This is a genomic window from Streptomyces vastus (assembly GCF_039532825.1).
GTDB lineage: Bacteria > Actinomycetota > Actinomycetes > Streptomycetales > Streptomycetaceae > Streptomyces > Streptomyces vastus.
Map to the genome: position 1 here is coordinate 134,342 of NZ_BAAASJ010000125.1, position 18,494 is coordinate 152,835.

Below are 18,494 nucleotides of genomic sequence, written 5' to 3' on the forward strand. Positions count from 1 at the left end.
CGGGTGTTCACCGGGAGGAAGGCTCGCGCGGCGGCGCGGCTGCGGCGGGGCGCGGAGCGGACCACTGACGCGCTGGACGCGCGGCTGCCGGTGTCCGAGAGCGGGCCGCTGCTGCGCAAGGCGTTCCCCGACCACTGGTCGTTCCTGCTGGGCGAGCTCGCGCTGTACAGCTTCGTCGTCCTCCTGCTGACCGGGGTCTGGCTGACGCTGTTCTTCCAGCCGTCGATGAACGAGGTCGTGTACGAGGGCTCGTACCGGCCGCTGGACGGCGTGCGCATGTCCGAGGCGTACGAGTCGACCCTGCACATCAGCTTCGACGTACGCGGCGGACTCCTCATCCGGCAGCTGCACCACTGGGCGGCCCTGGTGTTCCTCGCGGCGATCGGCGTGCATCTGCTGCGGGTCTTCTTCACCGGCGCGTTCCGCAAGCCGCGCGAGGTGAACTGGATGATCGGCGTGACGCTGTTCCTGCTGGCGCTCGCCGAGGGTTTCGCGGGCTACTCGCTGCCGGACGATCTGCTGTCCGGCACGGGGCTGCGGATCGCGCAGGGCATCATGCTGTCGATCCCGGTCGTGGGGACGTATCTGAGCATGTTGGCGTTCGGGGCCGAGTTCCCGGGCGAGGACATGATTCCGCGGCTGTACTCGCTGCACATCCTGCTGCTGCCGGGCCTGCTGCTCGCCCTGGTCAGCCTCCATCTGATCCTGGTCTTCTACCTGAAGCACACGCACTGGGCGGGGCGCGGCCGGACCAACCGCAATGCCGTGGGCAAGCCCATGTTCCCGCAGTTCGTGGCGAGTTCGAGCGGACTGTTCTTCATCGTCTTCGGCGTGCTGACGCTGCTGGCGGGGGCGGCGCAGATCAATCCGGTCTGGGTGTACGGGCCCTACCGCACGGACCATGTGTCGACCGGCTCGCAGCCCGACTGGTACGTGGGCTTCCTCGAGGGCTCGCTGAGACTCGTGCCGCCGTGGGAGACGGCGCTCGCCGGGCACACGGTGATGTGGAACGTGCTGCTGCCCGCGGTGATCCTGCCGCTCGCCCTCTTCGCGGTGCTGTACGCGTATCCGTTCTTCGAGAAGTGGATCACCGGCGACGACGAGGAGCACCATCTGTGCGACCGACCGCGGGACAAGCCCGTCCGCACGGGGCTCGGTGTCGCCGCGATCGTCTTCTACGGCGTACTGCTCGCGGCGGGCGGCAACGACGTCATCGCGCACACCTTCAAGGTCTCGCTCAACACGCTGACGTGGGTGTTCCGGATCGCCCTCCTGGTGCTGCCGCCGCTCGCGTTCACGGTGACCAAGCGGGTGTGCCTCGCGCTGCGGGAGGCGGAGCTGAAGCGGCTCGCGGAGGGCGAGGAGACCGGCGAGGTGCGGCAGTCGGTCGAGGGCGGCTACGAGGAGAGCCACGAACCGCTGGACGCCGTGCGGCAGTACGTCCTCCGCACGCGAGAGCTGCCGCGGCCCCTGCCCCCGCCGGAGCACGACGGCGGCGTACCGCGGCTGCGCCGGCTGCGGACCACTCTGAGCTCGTGGTACTATCGTGACCGGGTCGGGGACGAGCCGCCGTCCGGCAGGGGCGAGCTGGAGCCCTGACCGGCCCGGTCGTGGCGTCCCGCGTACTGGAAGACCATCCCGAACACGCCGTGCGCGAGAACCCCGAGGCCGAGCAGGAACAGCCACAGCCCGTAGACCACGCCGAGTGCGACGATGACCGATCCCAGAGCCGTGGTGATGGGCCAGGGACTGTGCGGCGGGAGGAACTCCACCGGTCCGGCAGTCTCCACCACCTCGGCGTTGCCCCGGTCCTGGGCCCGTCGGCCGCGCCTGCGGTACTGGACGTGCAGGAAGAACGCCACGAGTGCCGCCATCAGGAAGGCGATGGCCAGGACGGCCGTGCCGGCGGGCTCCTCGGAGAACCAGCCGTATCCGGCGGCGGTGACGGCGAAGAAGACCGCCACCCCGGTGAACAGACGTGCTTCGGTCCGCATCAGAAGGAAGTACCCATCAGCAGGCGGTCCTCATCGGAATCAGAAGGCGGTCCTCATCAGAACGCGTGGTGCCAGCCCGACAGCACGGCACGTACCCGGTCGACGAGGCCGGGCCCGGGAAAGAGCAGCTTGCTCGTCGGCGGGACACCAGGAGTGGCCGGGTAGGGGCGCGTCGGCACGATGGACTTCACCCGGCGGATCCGGCTGCCGAGATCGGTCAGCGTAGGCGGCGGCAGAGCGTCCTTCAGGCGGGGGAAGAGCAGGTCTTCCTCCTCCTTGGTCTGGCGGCGGACCTCGCGCAGCAGCTGGTCGACGAGCCGGGCGAAGGTGACGGTTCCCGCCTCGGCCTCTTCGAGATTTCTCATCAGCTGCTCCAGCCGACCGTGGTCTTCCATTCCCTTTTTCGCGAGTTCGGCGCCGTCCACGACACGATCGCTCAGCACCGGATAGACGAATTCCTCTTCGGAAACGAAATGCCGTACAAGCTCGATGGTCGCCCGGTCCGTATAGACCTTGCATATGCGATCGGCGTCGGGAAGTGCCTCGATCTGACGGAATATGTCTTCCACGTGGCGATGGTCGTCGGTCAGTTCACTGATGGCGTCCGTCTCACCTGCCATGGTCTCGTCACCCTTTGTTTTGTGCCCCGCTCGTGAGGGTACTGCCCAGGCTCATGGGCACGTCCGCGAGGAAGACCGCTCCGCTCGGTCCGTCGTCAGCGGCGCCTCAGTCACCGGGCCTGCGGCTGGGGCGTGCCCTGTACCGCTGGGCGACCACGACCGATCACAAGGTGATCGGCAATCTCTACATGGTCACCGCGTTCGGGTTCTTCCTGCTGGCCGGCGTGCTGGCTCTGTTGATGCGGGCCGAACTCGCCCGGCCCGGGCTGCAGTTGGTGAACGAGCACTCGTACAACCAGCTGTTCACCATTCACGGCACCATCATGATGCTGCTGTTCGCGACGCCGATGTTCGCGGGCTTCGCGAATGCCTTGATGCCGTTGCAGATCGGGGCACCGGACGTGGCTTTCCCTCGCCTCAACGCCCTGTCGTACTGGATGTATCTGTTCGGCGGGCTGATGGTGGTCTCCGGCTTCCTGGCGCCGGGTGGTGCGGCCGCGTTCGGCTGGTTCGCCTACGCACCGCTCAACAGCGCCGTGCGCTCGCCCGGATCCGGAGGCGATCTGTGGACCATGGGGCTGGTGGTCACAGGTGTGTCCACCACGCTCGGCGCGGTCAACTTCATCACCACCATACTGTGCCTGCGCGCGCCCGGCATGACGATGTTCCGGATGCCGATCTTCACCTGGAACATTCTGTTCACATCGATTCTGGTACTGCCCGCTTTCCCGGTGCTGACCGCGGCGCTGCTCGCCCTCGAGGCGGACCGAAAATTCGGTTCACACATTTTCGACGCGGCCAATGGCGGCGCCATTCTGTGGCAACATCTTTTCTGGTTCTTCGGCCATCCCGAGGTCTATATCGTGGCCTTGCCGTTCTTCGGCATCATCAGCGAGATCATTCCGGTCTTCAGCCGTAAACCCATCTTCGGATATATGTCGCTCATCGGGGCGACCGTCGCCATCACCATGCTGTCGTCGGTGGTGTGGGCGCACCACATGTTCGCCACCGGTGCCGTGCTGCTGCCTTTCTTCTCGCTGATGTCATTCCTCATCGCGGTACCGACCGGCATAAAATTCTTCGCCTGGATCGGCACCATGATCAAGGGATCGCTGTCCTTCGAGACGCCCATGCTGTGGGCCCTGGGATTTCTCGTGTCGTTCCTGCTCGGCGGGCTGAGCGGGGTGCTCATCGCCTCGCCGCCGCTGGACTTCCATCTCACGGACTCGTACTTCATCGTGGCACATCTGCATTACGTTCTGTTCGGCACCGTCGTGTTCGCGATGTTCGCGGGCTTCTATTTCTGGTGGCCGAAATTCACTGGGAAAATGCTCGATGAACGCCTCGGGAAGATCCATTTCTGGCTGCTCTTCGTCGGCTTCCAGCTGACCTTCCTGGTGCAGCACTGGCTCGGCCAGAAGGGCATGCCACGCCGGTACGCCGACTATCTGCCCGCGGACGGCTTCACCCTCCTCAACACGCTGTCCTCGGCCGGTGCGTTCCTGCTCGGTGTGTCCACGTTGCCGTTCCTCTACAACGTGTGGCGGACCGCCCGGTACGGGCAGCGCGTGACGGAGGACGATCCCTGGGGGTACGGCCGGTCACTGGAGTGGGCCACCTCGTGTCCGGCGCCGCGCCACAACTTCGTGGCGCTGCCCCGGATCCGTTCGCATTCCCCGGCCTTCGACCTGCATCACCCCGAATTCGCCCAGCATGACAGCAAGCGGCACGAGGCATAGAATTTCGCTCTGCCACCGGCAACACGGCTCCGGTCCATGGTCACCCGCCGTGCTCCGCACGTTTGAGGCGCTGCACCCGGGTACTTGAGAGGCTGAAGGAACAGAGTCGGCCGCCTGCGAGAACCCTGAAAAAGCGGGGTTACGGGCCGTCGGTGGGTGTCGTCTCGGAGATGAGTACCACGAGCATTTCACTGAGGGGACCACGACTTCCCGTTCCATGGTTGGTGACCCTACGAGGAGTCACTCTGGAGACGGGGTGGATGACCGTGCGGCTGGCGGGTCTGCCCCTGGATCTCGCGCTGTGGGGGGTACGGCAGTTCGCCGGGCTCCTCGGCGCCGTCGACCGCCGGCTGCTGCCGGACGACAGCGAGGGTGAGTTCGGGGTGTCGGGCATGCCGGTCGTGTTCGTGCACGGGCTCGCCGACCGTCCATCGATCTTCTCGAAGCTGCAGAACGGGCTGCGCGGCTGCGGGGCAGGGCCGTTCGTCACGGCGACGTACAGCGTGCTGAATCCGGACATCCGGGTCGCCGCCCGCATGCTGGGCGAGCAGGTCGAACGGGTCCGGGAACAGAACGGCGGCCGGCCCGTGTGCCTCGTCGGGCACAGCATGGGCGGCCTGATCGCGCGCTACTACGTGCAGCGGCTGGGCGGAGACGCGCATGTGCCGTTGGTGATCACGCTGGCCACACCCCACAGCGGCACGGCGATGGCGCTGTGGGCTCCCCCGCACCCCGTGCTGCGCCAGCTGCGCCCGGGAAGTCCGCTGCTGGCCGAGCTGGCGGAGCCGTGTGCCGGCTGCCGCAGCCAGTTCGTCGCCTTCTACAGCAACCTGGACGAAGCGATCATCCCCAGCAGCCGGGCCCGTATCGACCACCCGGACCTGCAGGTGCGCAACGTCCTCGTGGACGGCGTCGGACATCTGATGCTGCCGGTGCACGGGACGGTCATCCACGGGGTCCGCGACGTCCTCACCGAGGCCATGGAGCTCCCATTGGCCGGCTGAGCCCGCCGCCTGCCCAAGACAGGGCGGGCAGCCTGCGAGAGGCTGGAGTACCCAGCGGATGCCGGAAGCAATGCCGGAAGAAGACGACACACCATGCGCAAAGACGGTGGCATCACCGCGGCGCCTGGTCGGCGCGGATGGCGTGTGCGCCCGTACCAGGCCGGGGACGAGTCGGCCGTACGGGAGTTGATCGATGCCGACCGACTGCCCGGACAGCCCCGCTGCACACCGGAGCTGCCGAACGCAGCGCTGCGCGGCTGCCCGTCCGCGGCGGGCTGGCAGGCACCGGCCCGGGCGCGGCTGAGCGTGCTCGCCGACACCGCCGACCGGCCACGGGGAGCCATCGCGTTTCTGTCCTGGCAGGACCTGCGCTCCGGGCTGATCCATCTCCTGCACGCCCGCGAGGACACCCCGGCCCTGCACGACCTGGTCGCCCACGCCCTGACCGCGCTCGGCGAGTGCCCGCGGATCGAGGCGTTCACGGCGGCCTCGCCGGGCACTCTGGGCCCCGGCGGCCTGCCCCGCGCGCACCGCGCCGCGACGCATGACGTACTGGTCGGGCTCGGCTTCACCGGCCGACTGAGGGGCCACTATCTGCTCCGGCAGCTCGAGCCCGGTCCTTCGCCCACCAAGCTCGTGGCCGATGTGTACCCCTGCGAGTATCCGCCGGGGCACCGGCTGGTCCTCCACAAGGCGGCAGAGCCGATCGCCGAGATCGTGGTGAGCACGGCACGTGATCGGACCGCGGCCCTGTACTGGATCGAGACGGCGCCGGAGTACCGCCACCGTGGCCTGGCCGGCAAACTGCTCGACCAGGCCCTGGCCCTGCTCACCGAGGAGGGCGCCACGCATGTCGTCGCCGCCGTCGGCACGACGTGGCGAGCGACCGGCACCACCGGTACCGCCCCACGCCTCTTCCACGAGGCCGGCTTCGAAGTGGTCGACCAGCTGTGGGAGTACGACCGGCTGCTCGATGTCGCGCCGAAGCCGCACGCTCAGGGCCGGTGACGCCTCACGCTGGGGCCGGCGGCCGGGGCGCCCACTCGCGCTCGCCCCTTTCCGGGGTGTTTGTCACGCCCGGGCCGGGCAACCCGAGCCCGTACCGGCCGACTCCGACGCGACGGGAGCGCATGGATGACCCACGCTGCCCAGCGCCCGCCCTCGTTCTCCCGGACGTCGGCACCGCGGATCGGTGTCCTCGGTTCGTACGGCGGCTTCAACCTCGGCGACGAGTCCATTCTGGCCTGCGTACTGGGCTGCCTCAGAGCCCATCGCCCGCACGCCCGGATCGTCGTCTTCAGCCGGAACGCCGAACACACCCGCAGCCATCACCGCGGCGCCGACGAGGTGGTGGACTGGGAGGGCGTGGCCCAGCGGCAGTTGCTGGACACGCTGTCCGGTCTGGACCTGCTGGTGCTGGGCGGCGGCGGGATCCTCTACGACGGAGAGGCGCGCCGGTATCTGCGGCTGGTCCGTGCGGCACAGGACCACGGGGTGCGCACCTTCGCCTACGCCGTCGGCGCGGGCCCGCTGAGGGAGCCCGACGACCGGGAGGCGGTGCGCACCGTGCTGCCTCGGATGGACGACGTGGTGGTACGGGACGAGGAGTCCGGCCTGGTCCTCGACGAGGTCGGGGTGGAGCGCGAACTCACGGTCACCGCCGACCCGGCGCTGCTGCTGTCCGCAGAACCCTTCTCCGGCCGGATGATGACACACGAGGGCATCCCGACCGGGAAACGTCTGGTGGGGATGTCGGTACGGGAACCGGGCCGGGCGGCCGAGAAGCTGGACGAGGGCGGCTATCACGCGCTGCTCGCCGACGTAGCCGACTTCCTGGTCCGGCGCCTGGACGCCCATGTGGTGTTCATGCCGATGGAACGCCATGACGTGCGCCACGCCCATGCCGTGCTCTCGCACATGTCCGCGCCGGACCAGGGCCGGATCATGAACGGCACCTACAGCCCCGGGCAGGTCCTCGGCTTTATGCGCCACCTGGACCTGGCCGTCGGCATGCGCCTGCACTTCCTGATCTTCGCGGCGGTCTCCGGGCTGCCCATCCTGCCGCTCCCCTACTCGGGCAAGGTCTTCGACTTCGCGCGCCGGGTGGGCGCTCCGGCGCTGGTCGGGGTGGCACGGGAGCAGGCCGGGCTGCTGCTTGCGGAGGTGGACCGGCTCTGGGACGAGTATCCGCAGCGGCGCGAGGAGATGCAGTCGCGGGTCCGGGAGCTGTGCGGGCTCGCCCGGGAGACCTGCACCCGCTGCGGATCCCTGCTGGACGGGATCGACGTCGGCCTGCGCACCGGCTCCGGCCTCGAGGACCTGAGTACGAGGCCCTGACGTACGGCGGCCCGAAGAGCACCGAGGGGAGGACTAGGGAGGAAGCCATGCCGATCCTGGAACCGCCCGACGAGTTCCGTACCGTCACGCTGCCGCCGCGGGACGCCGAGTACGCGGGCCGGACCGACGTCCTGGTGGTCGGCGGCGGCCCCGCCGGCTGCGGCGCCGCGCTCGCCGCAGCGGACACAGGGGCTGAGGTCGTGCTCGTCGAGCGGTACGGGTTCCTCGGCGGCAATGCGACCGTGGCGCTCGTCATGCCCCTGATGTCGTTCCACAACGAGCACAAACAGGCCGCGTTCACCGAGAACGGTGAGGACACCCGGCTGCTGCCCACCGACCACGGCGAGGGCGAGCCGGTGGTGGCCGGCGTCCTGTGGCGGCTGATGGAGCGCCTCACCGCGAGCGGCGGCTGCGTACCGCCCTCCGTCGAGACCGGCTACACCGTGCCGTTCGACCCGGAGATCTTCAAAACGGTCCTGCTGGAGATGCTCGACGAGGCGGGCGTACGGATGCTGTTCCACTCCTTGGCTTCCACCGCGCTGCCGCTCGACGACGGCTGGCGCGTGGTCTTCGAGACCAAGTCGGGTCCCGTGGTGATCGACGCGGGCGTGGTCGTCGACAGCACGGGTGACGGCGACGTGGCGGCCGCCTGCGGAGCTCCGTACGAGATCGGCCGCCCCGAGGACGGACTGGTGCAGCCGATGACGCTCATGTTCCGCGTCGTGGACTTCCTGCGGCCGCGGTTCGCCGAGTACGTACGGGCCCATCCCGACCAGTGGCGCGGCGTGCACGGCCTGTGGGACCTGGTCAGGGAGGCCACGGAGGGCGGCGAGCTCCGGCTGCCGCGCGAGGACGTACTGTTCTTCGGTACCCCGCACCCCCGCGAGGTCAGCGTCAACAGCACGCGCGTCACCGGAGCGCTCGGCACCAGCGTCTGGGACCTCAGTCGCGCCGAGTACACCGCCCGCCGCCAGCTGGCTCAGATCGACCACTTCCTGCGCACCCACGTACCGGGCTTCGAGCACGCGTACGTGGCGCAGAGCGGCAGCCACATCGGCGTACGGGAGACCCGCCGCATCGTCGGCGACTACCAGCTGACCGGCAACGACATCCTCGAGGCCCGCACCTTCGCGGACGCCGTCGCGCACGGCGCCTATCCGATCGACATCCACAATCCGGAGGGCACCGGCACGCTCCTCAAGCGGGTGCCCACGGGCCGCTTCTACGACATTCCGCTGCGCTGTCTGCTGCCCCAGGACACCGACCGTCTGCTGGTGGCGGGGCGCTGCATCTCCGGTACGCACGTGGCCCACTCCTCGTACCGCGTCATGCCCATCGCGATGGCCACCGGCCAGGCGGCGGGCGTCTGTGCGGCCCTGGCCTCCCGCCTCGGGCGCAGCCCGCGGGAGCTGCCGCATTCCCTCGTCCAGCGCGAACTGCTGCGCCAGGGGGCGCGGTTGCGGGACGGCGTGCCTGAGAGCGCCTCCGCGGCGCTCTGACCGCGGACCCTTGACGTCACGTCAGGCCGTTGCCACACTCACCACCCGCGCGAGAAAGCGCTTGCTAGCGTACCTCCGGTAACGCGCCACCGCTCCCCGAGCCGAGTCGCTCCAGGTCACGTACACCCTGATCGTGAATCGATTCAATCGAATCGGTTTCGACGACGGGACGACGGCCCGGACGACAGGGCAGCGGGCGCGACGGTCCTCGCAACATCCGCCCCCACAACAGGAGAAGACGAGATGGGACGCAGAGCCGCACCTCACCTCATCGGCAGGACCTTGGGTACCCGCAAGAAGCGGGCCGGCGCCACCGCCGCCTGCGCCACCGCCCTGCTCACCGGAGCGGCCGTACTGACGGCACCGGCCGACGCGGCCCAGGACAAGGAGGCCGCCGCACCCGAACCGGCCGCCGCCTCTGTCGCGGCGGCGTGCGGCGACGGCTCGTACCAGGCCGAGGCCGTGCTCAGCGGCGGCACCTGGACCGCCCGCCGTGGCAGCAGCGTCGTCTACACCGGCACCGACATGCGCGCCGCGATGCAGGCCGCCGTCAACAGCCTTACGTCAGGCCGCACTTCGAAGGAGCGGGTCGTCGTGCGCGGCTCTGGCTCCATCAGTGCCGGGTCCAGGGTCTCCCTGCCGAGCTACACCGTCCTCGACGTCTGCGGCACCATCAACGTCACCGGTTCGGGCTCCGGCGACCAGGCCCCGGTCTACGCACGCGGCGCCCGCGACATCGAGGTCCAGCACCTCAACCTCACCGGCGCCCCGCTGTACGGCATCTTCATGCGCAACGTGCAGAACGTCGTCCTCGGCCAGATCGACATGCGGCTTTCGCGCGGTCTCGGCGTCCGCATCGACAACCGCGGCGACACCAGCCAGTGGACCAGGAACGTCCGGATCGACAACGTGTACGTGTCCGGGGCGAGCAGCCACGCCGTGGAGACGTACGGCGTCGACGGCTTCACCGCCGGCACCGTCACCGCCCGCAATGTCGGCGAGTCCGGTCTGCTGCTGAACCAGACCATCAACGCCACCGTCACCAAGGTGGACGCGGACAACGCGGGCGCCGGCACCGGTTACGCGGCCTTCCGGATGGCCAACCGCAACGGCCGGGTCGGCAGCAGCTACCCGACGAACATCCGGGTGGGCGAGGTCATCGCGCGCGGCGGCGGACGCGGCGTCTTCTGCGTCTCGGAGAGCGGCGGCGCGGTCATCGACAAGGTGTCGATCTCCAACACGGGCAACAACTCGATGCTGATCGAGAACTGCTACAACGTGAACATCGCCGCCCAGAGCGGCAGCGTCACCGGCGGCGGGGAGATCCGGCTCGCCGCACGCTCCGACTTCCCGAACAACCGGGACATCACCGTCCAGAACCTCACGGTGACCGACTCGGCCATCAGGGAGAGCCCCTGCGGCGAGAACACGACGTTCCGCAACAACCGGCTGGTCAACAGCAGCCAGAACATCTGTTAGCGAGCACCGTACGACGAGGGTGGCGGCCGGCTTCCCCCCCCAATACGGCCGCCACCCGAACCGTCAGGACACGTCCGTCAGCTTCGGCATCTCGCCCTTCGTCGTGGTGATGTCGATGACCGAGAACGACGCGCCCTGTGGGTCGCTGAGTGCCGCGAAGCGGCCGAAGGGGGTGTCCATCGGGCCGAACCGCAGCACGCCGCCCCGTTCGGTCGCCTTCGCCACCGCTGCGTCGCAGTCCTCGACCGTGAAGTACACGTTGATGTAGGGCGGCACCTCGGGCGGGAACTCCTCCGTCATCTTCATCCGGCCGAGCACCGGCTGCTTGTCGATGTTGAAGAGCCGGAAGTCCATCTCCCCGTCTTCCATCTGCTGGGCGGTGTACGGGAAGACGGCCGGGAAGAAGGCGTCCGACTTCTCGGGCTCCCGGGTGAAGACCTCGGCCCAGCAGTACGCGCCCGGCACCGCCTTCGCCTCGAAGCCCTCGTGCGTGCCGGCCTGCCATACGCCGAAGACGACACCGCTCGGGTCGCGGGCGAGCAGCATCGAGCCGAAGTCGCCGACCTGCATGGGCTCCATCAGCACCTCGCCGCCGTTGTCACGGATCCTGGCGGCGGTGGCCATGACATCCGGCGACGAGAGGTACAGGCACCAGGCCGACTGCTCCTCCGCCCCGGGCATCGGCGGTACGACGGCGGCCACCGCCTTGCCGTTGGCGTACGCCTCGGTGTAGTTGCCGAACTCCGTCGACGCCTCGCCGAACGTCCAGCCCAGCACGTCACCGTAGAAGCTCTTCGCCCCCTCGACATCGCTGAACATCGCATCGGCCCAGCACGGCGTTCCCTCGGGTTCCACGGCCATGGCTTCGACTCCTTCGTCCTTGAAGGTCGCTGCGAGAACGTGCTCCGACTTTCACGCTAGCCAGCGCCCCGCCTCCGCGCGCGCCGAGGAGCCGCCCGTATCGGCGTATCACACGGCGGGGTCCGTGAGGGACTGCTCGGTCCAGATGATCTTGCCGTCCCGGGTGTGGCGGGAGCCCCAGCGCTGGGTGAACTGAGAGATCAGGAACAGTCCCCGGCCGCCCTCGTCGGTCGTCTTGGGATGGCGCAGGTGTGGGGCGGTGGCGCTGCCGTCGAAGACCTCGCAGATCAGGGCGGCCCGGGTGAGGATCAGGCGCAGCCGGATCGGTGCCGAGGCGTGCCGGATGGCGTTGGTGACCAGTTCGCTGACGACGAGTTCGGTGGTGAAGGTCAGCTCGTCCAGATCCCATTCGGTCAGCCGCCGCGCGGTCCGTCTGCGGACGTCGGCGACGATCGCGGGGTCGGAGGGCAGGTCCCAGGACACGATCCGGCGCGGGTCGAGGCGGCGGACGCGGGCCATCAGCAGGGCCACGTCGTCCGGCGGGCGCGCCGGGACGAGGGCGTCGATCACGGCCTTGCAGCGGTCGTCGAGCAGGGGATCCGGCCGCTCCAGCGCACGGCGCAGCCGTTCCCGGCCCGCGGCGGCCTCCTCGTCCGGGTCGAGCCCGACGCCCGCGAGCAGGCCGTTGGTGTGGAGGGCCAGCACGCTGTCTGCCGCGAGCGGCAGTTCGACGGACTCGAAGGGCGTGCCGCCGACGCCGAGGAGGGGGCCGGCCGGGAGTTCGAGGAAGTCGACGGTGCCGCCGGGAGCGACGATGGCGGGCGCGGCGTGACCGGCGACGGCGAAGGCGCACTGCCCGGCGACCGGGTCGTAGACCGCGTACGTACAACTGGCGCCCACCGCGTGCACGCCGCCGCCGCGCGAGTTCGGCTCGGTGTCGTCCTGGTGCGCGGCCTGTACGACCACGTCGTCGAGGTGTGCCAGCACCTCCTCGGGGCGCAGGTCCAGGTCGGCGAGCGTCTGGACGGCGGTGCGCAGCCGGCCCATGGCCGCGGCGGCCTCGATGCCGCCTCCCGCCACCTCCCCCACCACCAGGGCGACCCGGGCGCCCGACAGGGGAATGACGTCGTACCAGTCGCCGCCGAGGCCGGTCAGTTCGTCGGCCGGGCGGTAGCAGGCTGCGACCTCCAGGGCGTCCTGCTCGGGCAGCCGGTGCGGCAGCAGATTGCGCTGCAGTACGAGAGCGGCGTCGCGTTCGCGCGTATAGCGGCGGGCGTTGTCGAGGCACAGGGCCGCTCGGGCGACGAACTCCTCGGCCAGGCTCAGGTCGTCCGCCTCGAAGGGGTCCTGCCACTGCCTCCGGAAGAACGTGGTGATCCCCAGCGTGGTGCCCCGCGCCCGGATCGGCACGATCATCACGCTGTGCAGTCCGAGGTCGAGGAAGGAGGCGGCCCTGCCTCCGGGTATGCCGGTGGCCCACTCCTTGGCCAGTGGGTCGAGCCGTTCCTGGTGCCAGGATCTGCCGCTGGTCAGACAGCGGATCGGCGGTGCCCCCGCCCGGTACCGGGCGGCCTGTCCGATCTCGACGACGGCTTCCGGGACGCCCGCGTTCACCGACTGGTGGGCGGCCCGGCGCAGCGGCACCCCGTCCGACTCGTCCAACGGCCCGGACAGCGGCTCGCCGCCTTCGAGGACGGACTCCAGGAGATCCACGGCGACGAAGTCGGCCAGCCCCGGCACGGCCACGTCTGCCAGCTCCTGGGCGGTACGGCGCACGTCCAGCGTGCGGCCGATGCGCTCGCCGGCCTGGTCGAGCAGGGTGAGCCGCCTACGGGCCCGGTAGCGCTCGGTGACGTCGACCACCGTGTAGTACACGCCGATCGGGTTGCCGTGGTCGTCCTCGAGCCGGGTGAACGACATCGCGTGCGCCGACTCCCGGTGCGGGGCGGACCGTACCCGGCCCACGTGTTCGTGGTCGACGATCGGCACACCGGTGTGCAGCACCTGACGCATCACGACTTCCAGCGCCTCGGCGTCCAGGCCCGGCTGGATGTCGGCAAGGCGCTTGCCGAGCCGTTCGTGCGCGGGTCCGCCGCCGAACTGCTGCATGGCGGTGTTCGACCACACGTACCGCAGATCCGTGTCCACGATGGCGAGGCCGATCGGTGACTGGGTGGCCAGCCGCTCCAGGACCGTACGGCTCATGTCCCAGCCTGCGGCGCCGGTCATGTCGGAGGCCAGCACCATCCAGCGCGCCGGGCCGTCCGGCGCCAGGGCGGGGACGACGCGCACCATCGTGGCGACCGGGTGCCCGTCCCGGTGGCGTACGGACATGGGACCGGCCCAGCCGCCGCCCCGTTCACAGCGCTCGATCAGTTCCGGAAGGCGCGCGGCGTCCTCGGGCATCAGCAGGTCGGCGGCGCCACGGCCGAGGACTTCGGACGCGGAGTATCCGTACAGCCGCTGGGCGTCGCCACTCCAGCCGGTCACCACCGTGGCCGCGTCCAGCAGCACCGGCGCGGCGTCCGCCACGTCGAACCGCCGGCCCGTGACTCCGCTCTCCTCGCTCGTCACCACCGTGACCCTCTCCGTCCCCGAGAGTGGTCTGTTGTCGTACACCCCCGGCCGGCGCCCCGTGCGGCTGCCGCCACACGTGTCCGGTATTGCCCCAACGTACCGCCGGGCGGGCGGCCGGGCCCATGGAAGTCGCCAGCTCAGGCGCGCATGAGGAGCTGGAGCTCGAAGGCGTAGCGGGCGGCGCGGTAGACGTGGGTGCCGTATTCGACCGCCCGCCCAGTGTCGTCGTACGCCGTGCGCCGCATGGTGAGCAGCGCGGCGCCCGCCGGATCGTCAAGGAGCTCGCCCTCTTCAGCAGTGGCCGAGCGGGCGCCGACGCTCTGGCGGGCGCTGTGCAGGGTGATCCCGGCGGCCCGCATCATCCGGTAGAGGCCGGTCGCCTCCAGCCGGGCGGTGTCGAGGTCCAGGAGTGCGGCGGGCAGGTAGTTGCACAGGTACGCCACGGGCTCGCCGTGGGTCAGGCGCAGCCGCTCGAGGACCGTGACGTCGCCGCCCTCGGGGATGCCGAGAGCGGCGGCGACGTCCGCGGAGGCGGGCAGGACTTCGTTGCGCAGGACCTTGGTGGCGGGGCTCTGTCCGGCCGAGTCCAGGTCGTCGTAGAGGCTGCTCAGCTCCAGTGGGCGTCTGACCTGGCTGTGCACCACCTGGGTGCCGACGCCGCGGCGGCGCACCAGCAGGCCCTTGTCCACCAGGGACTGCATGGCCTGGCGGACGGTGGGCCGGGACAGGCCGAGCCGGGCCGCGATCTCCATCTCGTTGCCCAGCAGATCGCCGGGCGCGAGCGTTCCGTGCTCGATCGCGGACTCGAGATGCTGGGCGAACTGGTAGTAGAGCGGGATCGGGCTGCCCCGGTCCAGCGTGATCTCGAGGCCGTCGACCGGGGAGGCGGTCCTGGCACGGGCGGCCCGTCCCTTCTTCGCCACCAGAACCCCCTCCCTTCGCGTCGGTTGCTCGAGAAGCCGTCAGGAGTTGCTGGGGAAGCCGAGGTTGATGCCGCCGCTGTCGGCCGGGTCGGGCCAGCGCGTGGTGATCACCTTGCCCTGGGTGTAGAAGGCGATGCCGTCATTGCCGTAGATGTGGTGGTCGCCGAAGAGGGAGTCCTTCCAGCCGCCGAAGGAGTGGTAGCCGACGGGGACCGGGATCGGCACGTTGACGCCGACCATGCCTGCCTGGACCTCGAGCTGGAAACGGCGGGCGGCGCCGCCGTCGCGGGTGAAGATCGCGGTGCCGTTGCCCCAGCGGGAGCCGTTGATGAGCTTCATGGCGTCGTCGTAGGTCTCGGCGCGCACCACGCACAGCACCGGGCCGAAGATCTCGTCCTGGTACGCGTCGGCCGTCACCGGCACCTTGTCGAGGAGCGAGACGCCGAGGAAGAAGCCGTCCTCGTGGCCCTCGACCGTGTAGCCGGTGCCGTCGACGACGACCTCGGCACCCTGCGCCGCCGCACCGGAGACGTACGAGGCCACCTTGTCGCGGTGCTCGCGCGTGATCAGCGGGCCCATCTCCGAGGCGGGGTCGGTGCCGGGGCCGATCTTCAGTCCCTTGGCCCGCTCGGCGATCTTGCCGACCAGCTCGTCGCCGGTGTCGCCGACCGCGACGACGACGGACACGGCCATGCAGCGCTCGCCGGCCGAGCCGTACGCGGCGTTGATGGCCTGGTCCGCCGCGAAGTCCAGATCGGCGTCGGGCAGCACGAGCATGTGGTTCTTGGCGCCGCCGAGGGCCTGGACGCGCTTGCCGTGCTCGATGCCCTTCATCTGGATGTACTTGGCGATCGGCGTGGAGCCGACGAAGGAGACGGCGGCGATGTCCGGGTGCTCCAGGAGGCGGTCCACGGCGACCTTGTCGCCCTGCACGACGTTCAGTACGCCGTCGGGCAGGCCCGCCTCGGAGGCCAGTTCCGCCAGCCGGTACGAGGCGGAGGGGTCCTTCTCGCTGGGCTTGAGCACGAAGGTGTTGCCGCAGGCGATGGCGACCGGGAACATCCACATCGGCACCATGGCCGGGAAGTTGAACGGCGTGATGCCCGCGACGACGCCGAGCGGCTGGCGGATGGACGCCACGTCCACCCGGGTGGAGACCTGCGTGGACAGCTCACCCTTGAGCAACTGCGGGATGGAGCAGGCGAGTTCGACGATCTCCATGCCGCGGGCGACCTCGCCGAGCGCGTCGGAGTGCACCTTGCCGTGCTCGGCGGTGATCAGCGCCGCGATCTCGTCGCGGCGCGCGTCCAGCAGCTCGCGGTACTTGAACAGCACGGCGGTGCGCTTGGCGAACGAGGCGGCGCCCCAGCTCTCGAACGCGGCCTTGGCGGCGGCGACGGCGCCGTCCACCTCGTCGGTGGTGGCGAACGCGACCTGCTTGTCCTGGGCGCCGGTGGCGGGGTCGTACACGGGGCCGAAGCGGCCGGAGGTGCCCTCGGCGGGCTTGCCCCCGATCCAGTGGGTGATGGTCTTCATGGCGTGCGGGTCCTTTTCGTGAGCCGGGGGGTCGGGCGAAGGGCTTCAGAGGTGCCGGCGGCGTCCCTGCGCGTGCTGGTCGTAATTCTCGCGGGCCCGGTTGGCCGCCTCACGGGAGGCGACCTCGGCGACCGGTACGTCCCACCATGCCTGGGCCGCGGGGGCGGTGGGCGTGGGGTCCGTCTCGACGTACACGCAGGTCGGGCGGTCCGAGGCGCGGGCGGCGGCCAGGGCGTCGCGCAGTTCGCGGACGGTCTTGGCGCGCAGGACGTCCATGCCGAGGCTGGCCGCGTTGGCGGCGAGGTCCACGGGCAGGGGTGCGCCGCTGAACGTGCCGTCGGCCGCCCGGTAACGGTAGGCGGTGCCGAACCGCTCGCCGCCGGTCTCCTCGGAAAGGCCGCCGATGGAGGCGTAGCCGTGGTTCTGGATGAGGATCAGGTTGACGGGCAGGCCCTCCTGGACGGCGGTGACGATCTCGGTCGGCATCATCAGGTACGTGCCGTCACCGACCAGGGACCATACGGGAGTTGAGGGCGCGGCCTGCTGTACGCCGATGCCCGCCGGGATCTCGTAGCCCATGCAGGAGTAGCCGTACTCCAGGTGGTACTGGCGCGGGGAGCGGGCGCGCCACAGCTTGTGCAGGTCGCCGGGGAGCGAGCCGGCCGCGTTGATGATCACGTCGTCGTCGCCGACCACGGAGTCCAGGGCGCCGAGCACCTGCGTCTGGGTGGGGATCTGGTTCTCGTCGTCCGCCCGGTAGACGGCGTCCACGACCTGCTCCCAGTGCTCCTTGCCCGCGCGGTACTCGGCCTCGTACGCCGAATCCACACGGTGGCCGGACAGCGCCTCGGTGAGTGCGTCGAGCCCGGCGCGGGCGTCGGCGACCAGGGTGCGGGCGGCGAGCTTGTGGGCGTCGAAGGCGGTGATGTTGAGGTTGAGGAAGCGGACGTCGGGGTTCTGGAAGAGCGTGGCGGACGCGGTGGAGAAGTCGGTGTAGCGGGTGCCGACGCCGATGACCAGGTCGGCGGTGCGCGCGATGTCGTCGCAGACCGCGGTGCCGGTGTGGCCGATGCCGCCGAGGTCGGCGGGGTGGTCGTGACGCAGCGAGCCCTTGCCGGCCTGGGTGGAGGCGACGGGGATGCCGGTGGCGTCCACGAGCGCCTTCAGCGCGTTCTCGGCCTCGCTGTGGTGGACGCCGCCGCCCGCGACGATCAGCGGCCGTTCGGCGGCCCGGATCGCATGTACGGCTTCGGCGAGTTCGGCCGGTTCGGGCGCGGGGCGGCGCACCTGCCAGACGCGGTCGGCGAAGAACTCCTCGGGCCAGTCGTACGCCTCCGCCTGGACGTCCTGCGGCAGGGCGAGGGTGACGGCGCCGGTCTCGACGGGGTCGGCGAGTACGCGCATGGCGTTCAGGGCGGAGGAGATCAGGGCCTCGGGGCGGTTGATCCGGTCGAAGTAGCGGGAGACCGGGCGCAGGGTGTCGTTGACGGACACGTCCGCGGAGATGGGGTGTTCGAGCTGCTGGAGCAGGGGGTCGACGGTGCGGGTGGCGAAGTAGTCGCCGGGCAGCAGCAGCACGGGGAGCCGGTTGACGGTGGCGAGGGCTGCGCCGGTGACCAGGTTCGTGGCGCCGGGGCCGATGGAGGTGGTCACGGCCTGCGCGGAGAGCCGGTTGAGCTGGCGGGCGTAGCCGACAGCCGCGTGCACCATGGACTGCTCGTTGCGGCCCTGGTGGAACGGCATGGTCTCCTCTTGGGCCTCCAGCAGCGCCTGGCCGATCCCGGCGACGTTGCCGTGCCCGAAGATCCCCCAGGTGCCGGCGATGAGGCGGTGCCGGACGCCGTCGCGTTGGGTGTACTGCGCGGCGAGGAAGCGCACGAGCGCCTGGGCGACGGTCAGGCGGCGGGTGGGGCTCATCGGTTACC

At 70.1% G+C, this 18,494-nt stretch carries 14 protein-coding genes; 7 read left to right on the plus strand and 7 right to left on the minus strand.

Annotation, left to right across the window (positions count from 1 at the left end; genetic code table 11):
* Nucleotides 1–3: 3 nt before the first annotated feature.
* Nucleotides 4–1,599: a cytochrome bc1 complex cytochrome b subunit gene (gene qcrB / locus ABD357_RS43000; RefSeq protein ID WP_344397099.1), complete on the plus strand. Its 1,596-nt coding sequence runs from the start codon at nt 4–6 to the stop codon at nt 1,597–1,599.
* Here qcrB and ctaF read toward each other — a convergent pair.
* Both ctaF and ABD357_RS43010 read right to left on the minus strand, forming a co-directional pair.
* Nucleotides 1,542–1,994 carry an aa3-type cytochrome oxidase subunit IV gene (gene ctaF / locus ABD357_RS43005; RefSeq protein ID WP_344397101.1) on the minus strand — a complete coding sequence of 151 codons (453 nt, stop codon included), beginning with the start codon at nt 1,992–1,994 and terminating at the stop codon, nt 1,542–1,544. The two genes, qcrB and ctaF, sit on opposite strands and share 58 nt — an antisense overlap.
* Before the next feature lie 56 nt (nt 1,995–2,050).
* Complete coding sequence (locus ABD357_RS43010) at nt 2,051–2,614, minus strand: hemerythrin domain-containing protein (protein WP_344397103.1); 564 nt, start codon at nt 2,612–2,614, stop codon at nt 2,051–2,053.
* A 53-nt stretch (nt 2,615–2,667) separates the two neighbouring features.
* Between ABD357_RS43010 and ctaD the strand changes: the two genes are divergently transcribed.
* The 6 genes from ctaD (at nt 2,668) to ABD357_RS43040 (ending at nt 10,672) form a co-directional block, all read left to right on the plus strand.
* Nucleotides 2,668–4,353, plus strand: coding sequence for an aa3-type cytochrome oxidase subunit I (gene ctaD / locus ABD357_RS43015; RefSeq protein WP_344397105.1), 1,686 nt, complete (start codon nt 2,668–2,670; stop codon nt 4,351–4,353).
* A 260-nt stretch (nt 4,354–4,613) separates the two neighbouring features.
* Nucleotides 4,614–5,357 (plus strand): esterase/lipase family protein, encoded by a 744-nt coding sequence (locus tag ABD357_RS43020; protein WP_344397107.1) that lies wholly within the window; start codon nt 4,614–4,616, stop codon nt 5,355–5,357.
* A gap of 93 nt (nt 5,358–5,450) precedes the next feature.
* On the plus strand, nt 5,451–6,365 hold the full coding sequence (locus ABD357_RS43025) for a GNAT family N-acetyltransferase (protein ID WP_344397110.1): 915 nt from the start codon (nt 5,451–5,453) through the stop codon (nt 6,363–6,365).
* Nucleotides 6,366–6,491: 126 nt separating this feature from the next.
* On the plus strand, nt 6,492–7,694 hold the full coding sequence (locus tag ABD357_RS43030) for a polysaccharide pyruvyl transferase family protein (protein ID WP_344397112.1): 1,203 nt from the start codon (nt 6,492–6,494) through the stop codon (nt 7,692–7,694).
* A 47-nt stretch (nt 7,695–7,741) separates the two neighbouring features.
* A complete protein-coding gene (locus tag ABD357_RS43035; protein WP_344397114.1) occupies nt 7,742–9,193 on the plus strand; it encodes an FAD-dependent oxidoreductase in 1,452 nt (483 codons plus the stop codon).
* 243 nt (nt 9,194–9,436) lie between these two features.
* On the plus strand, nt 9,437–10,672 hold the full coding sequence (locus ABD357_RS43040; RefSeq protein ID WP_344397116.1) for a hypothetical protein: 1,236 nt from the start codon (nt 9,437–9,439) through the stop codon (nt 10,670–10,672).
* Nucleotides 10,673–10,735: 63 nt separating this feature from the next.
* Here ABD357_RS43040 and ABD357_RS43045 read toward each other — a convergent pair whose 3' ends face one another.
* The 5 genes from ABD357_RS43045 to iolD all read right to left on the minus strand — a co-directional run bounded on the left by ABD357_RS43045 (nt 10,736) and on the right by iolD (nt 18,486).
* Nucleotides 10,736–11,533: a VOC family protein gene (locus tag ABD357_RS43045; RefSeq protein WP_344397118.1), complete on the minus strand. Its 798-nt coding sequence runs from the start codon at nt 11,531–11,533 to the stop codon at nt 10,736–10,738.
* Nucleotides 11,534–11,641: 108 nt separating this feature from the next.
* The gene (locus ABD357_RS43050) at nt 11,642–14,110 is read right to left on the minus strand and encodes a SpoIIE family protein phosphatase (protein ID WP_344397121.1); all 2,469 of its coding nucleotides are present in this window, start codon (nt 14,108–14,110) and stop codon (nt 11,642–11,644) included.
* Between the two features lie 137 nt (nt 14,111–14,247).
* Nucleotides 14,248–15,033: a GntR family transcriptional regulator gene (locus ABD357_RS43055; RefSeq protein WP_344397123.1), complete on the minus strand. Its 786-nt coding sequence runs from the start codon at nt 15,031–15,033 to the stop codon at nt 14,248–14,250.
* A gap of 39 nt (nt 15,034–15,072) precedes the next feature.
* The gene (locus ABD357_RS43060) at nt 15,073–16,569 is read right to left on the minus strand and encodes a CoA-acylating methylmalonate-semialdehyde dehydrogenase (protein WP_344397125.1); all 1,497 of its coding nucleotides are present in this window, start codon (nt 16,567–16,569) and stop codon (nt 15,073–15,075) included.
* A gap of 45 nt (nt 16,570–16,614) precedes the next feature.
* The gene (gene iolD / locus ABD357_RS43065) at nt 16,615–18,486 is read right to left on the minus strand and encodes a 3D-(3,5/4)-trihydroxycyclohexane-1,2-dione acylhydrolase (decyclizing) (protein ID WP_344397127.1); all 1,872 of its coding nucleotides are present in this window, start codon (nt 18,484–18,486) and stop codon (nt 16,615–16,617) included.
* Between the last annotated feature and the right edge of the window lie 8 nt (nt 18,487–18,494).